Annotated in this window: 3 protein-coding genes; 2 read left to right on the plus strand and 1 reads right to left on the minus strand. The window is 46.1% G+C overall.

The features are described from left to right. Positions 1-262 precede the first annotated feature (262 nt). Positions 263-1,936, plus strand: coding sequence for a methyl-accepting chemotaxis protein (locus H595_RS23055; RefSeq protein ID WP_240474953.1), 1,674 nt, complete (start codon positions 263-265; stop codon positions 1,934-1,936). A 44-nt stretch (positions 1,937-1,980) separates the two neighbouring features. After that, complete coding sequence (locus tag H595_RS0119360) at positions 1,981-2,658, plus strand: TorF family putative porin (protein WP_027672623.1); 678 nt, start codon at positions 1,981-1,983, stop codon at positions 2,656-2,658. A gap of 31 nt (positions 2,659-2,689) precedes the next feature. Here the strand turns inward: H595_RS0119360 and H595_RS23060 are convergent, their stop codons facing one another. Further along, positions 2,690-3,403: an MFS transporter gene (locus tag H595_RS23060; protein ID WP_084153664.1), complete on the minus strand. Its 714-nt coding sequence runs from the start codon at positions 3,401-3,403 to the stop codon at positions 2,690-2,692. Between the last annotated feature and the right edge of the window lie 72 nt (positions 3,404-3,475).

Below are 3,475 nucleotides of genomic sequence, written 5' to 3' on the forward strand. Positions count from 1 at the left end.
AAAACGCACACTCATTATTTCAGCGAGGCACTAACAGTGCATACTGGCGAACCGCTGAAAGAGCGGAAAATATGAGTTTTTACACAGCCTGGGCAGCGGCCAGACACCCTACTCTCGTGAACAAGCTCAGGCAATTGCTGGCAACATACTCCAGGTAAATGACGGTATTTCGTCGATATACAGCCAATATGAACCTAATGGTTACGATAACCGCGACAGCGAGTTTGACGCCAATACCCCACACAGCTCAAAACAGGGCACATTGGAAGTATATTGGATCAGGGAAAACAATGGCCTGAAATTCATTCAAACCGAAGACCCGTCTATTAAATATTTAGACAACCGTAATGAGCTGGGGCTACGAGAGTCAGAGTGGTATTTATGCAGCCGCGATACGCTAAAACCCTGCTTAATGGAACCCTATGTATTTGAAATTGAACCCGGCAATGAAGCGCTTTTAACATCACTGGTGTATCCGGTTGTCACAAAAGGGACTTTCCGTGGCGTAGCTGGTGTTGATATGAACTTGCCCGTATTACAACAGGGACTGATGCAACAGGCTGGCAAACTATACGACGGCAAAGCACAGATGTATTTAATTACCGGGCGCGGCATGTTATTAGCCAGTAACCGCTTTGCCGACCAACTTGGCAGTGCGATGCCTAAACTCGATAACAATCTTTATAACCAGCTACAAAACGCGGGAACAGATGTATTTGAATATAACGACCAACTGGTGATTAAAAGCCCCATTCGCATTGAAGCATCCGGCTCACAATGGTTTAGCATTATTGCCGTACCCAAAAAACTGGCATTGCGCGCGGCCGACGAATTGGCGACGCAGCTAGCTGCTGATGCGCGCAGCACAGCGCTAACCATGGTCAGTTTTGGTGTATTGCTGCTATTAGGCATCATGGTACTTTTGACTATTTGGTTACGCGCTGCCACACGCCCAATCGCAGATATGAGCCAATTAATGCATCAATTGGCTGGGGCAGATGGCGATTTAACGGTTCAACTTTCGGCTACCAGCCACAGCGAGTTAAACCTGATGGCTGAGGGCTTTAATGCTTTCGCAGCTAAATTGCGCGACATGATCCAATCGCTAAAAAGTGCATCGGGTGAATTGCAGCAACAAAGCCATTTAATGGTTAACACCATCGACAAAACAAGCCAATCTACCTCAGTACAGGCCAGTGAAATTCAAAATGTGGTTACCGCTATGCACCAGATGAGCGCCACAGCTAATGAAGTTGCCAGTCTTGCCAGTAATACCGCGTCGGGTGCTCAGCAATCAATACAAGATCTGAATGAAGCCAACCGTTTATTGCAAAACACGGTGGATGAATTTAAAGATGTTGCACGCAATTTTGATAACAGTAGTAAGAAAGTGGCAGCAGTAGCCACCAGCAGTCAGGAAATTAACCAGATCACTGAAGTTATTCAGGCTATAGCCGAGCAAACAAACCTGTTGGCATTGAACGCGGCCATTGAAGCAGCCCGTGCCGGCGAACAAGGCCGTGGGTTTGCCGTTGTGGCTGACGAAGTGCGTTCTCTTGCCGCTCGCACGCACAGCTCGACTGATCAAATTAAAACGTTAATCGACGGTTTGCAACGTCAGGTTAAAGACACTGTCCAACAAATCAGTGTAAGCACGGCAAGTGTAGACAAAACCGTTGCGGAAGCAGAAGTAGCCTATGAAAAGCTGTCTATGGCTACAGCGGGTATGTCGACAATCTCAGACAATGCATTCCAGGTAGCTGCTGCTGCAGAGCAACAGAACCAGGTTAGTGAAGAAATTAACCGTAATGTTACCGCCATTGGTGATGCCACCAGAGAGTTAGAGGCATTGGCTCAGCAAAACCTGGGGATCAGCAATTCTATTGATAAGGTCACAGCGAAAATTGAGACACAACTGAACAAGTTACGCAGTTGAGGGCATATCGCTAATTCAAATATTAGCCAATTAGGGTAAACACGATGAAAGCAATATTGTTAGCTACCGCGCTATTAAGCAGTACCGCAGCGGCCACAGAAAATTGGAGCTTTACTTTAACGGGTGCCAATAATTACTTGTTTAATGGCGTAAGCCAGACCGACAAAAATCCTGCACTACAGCCAGGTCTGAATTGGGATGCCGGCAATGGTTTTTATGCCGGCAGCTGGGCATCAAATGTTGATTTTGGTGAAGGGACTAACCTGGAGTGGGATGTTTATGTTGGCTACTACACCGAGCTGAGCAATGGTTTGGGTATTGACGCCGGTTTTGCCCAATACACTTATCATGGCATGAGCGAAAGCGATAAACTGAATTTTCCAGAGCTTTATCTGAAACTGGCTCACAGTGGTTTTAACCTGAACCTATGGTACAGCTACGACTACTTTGGTTTTGGCGGTGGCCATTACGTTATTATGCTAAATAAAACTATTGCGCTTAACGATAACTGGTCATTGTTACTGGGTGTTGACCAATCTACTTCAACCGATACCGACAAGTATAACTGGGAAGGTGGTAGTAGCTTTGAACACTGGCAAATTATGCTGCAAACTCAATATGCAGGATTAGATATCGCTTTTGGTTATCATGACACCAGTTTAAAAGACCGCTGGGGTGATGCCGCCATTCTGCTGACATTAAGCAAAACATTTAGTTGGTAAGTTGGCTGAGCTGTGTTTTGGTTTAGTTCGGTTAAGCGACCGGCTTTTGTTTGGGTAAGCTTAGTGCCAATATTGTTGCCAATAGCGCTAATAAAGCAGCAATATTAAACGTTAAACTGGCACCATTGCCGTTTTGCCAAAGAATTCCAGAGAAGTAAGCGCCAATGGCGCCGCCGCCGCCAAAAATAATACCGGCATATAATGCCTGGCCACGACTGCGTAATTTCTTCGGAAAAAACTGCTGGATAAACTGCATGGCACAGCTGTGTGCAATGGCAAAACTGCCCGCGTGCAGCAGCATACTAAAACACAGTAACCACACATTGTCGGCAAAAGTGGCCAACAGATACCAGCGCAGCACAGTAACGCCATAACATATTCCAAGCAGCAAACGGTAGCTGCGGTTTCGCATCAGGTTGCCGGCAAAATAAAACGCCGCTATTTCCGCTGCGATAGACAAGCCTATAAACAAACCTGTCTCGGTACCGCTGTAACCCAAATCACGACTATATAAAGTAAAAAAACCATAAAACGGGGCAAAACTCATTTGCAACAGCAACGCAGCCAGCATAAAACGAAGTAACACACTGTTTTGCAATAATTTACTAAAGGATACGGTTTCACTAGTGAGTTCGGCAGCTACGCTGACCTGAGGCAACAAGAATAGGCTGGCTAACAACAGCAGTAAAAATAACAACGCCGATAAGGGTAAAAACTCGCTACCAATCGTGGTAGAACGACCCATTACTGAGCCGCCCCCACACAGATCCGGACGTGCGGAATTACCGCATCCGGCTCTTCAGTTATATATTCACTC

The sequence above is a fragment of the Rheinheimera baltica DSM 14885 genome (assembly GCF_000425345.1).
Classification (GTDB): Bacteria; Pseudomonadota; Gammaproteobacteria; order Enterobacterales; family Alteromonadaceae; genus Alishewanella; species Alishewanella baltica.

What these genes read in the sequence shown, in the direction of transcription:
- H595_RS0119360 (WP_027672623.1), top strand. Translation starts at nt 1,981, where the DNA reads ATGAAAGCAATATTGTTAGCTACCGCGCTATTAAGCAGTACCGCAGCG.
- H595_RS23060 (WP_084153664.1), bottom strand. Translation starts at nt 3,403, where the DNA reads ATGGGTCGTTCTACCACGATTGGTAGCGAGTTTTTACCCTTATCGGCG.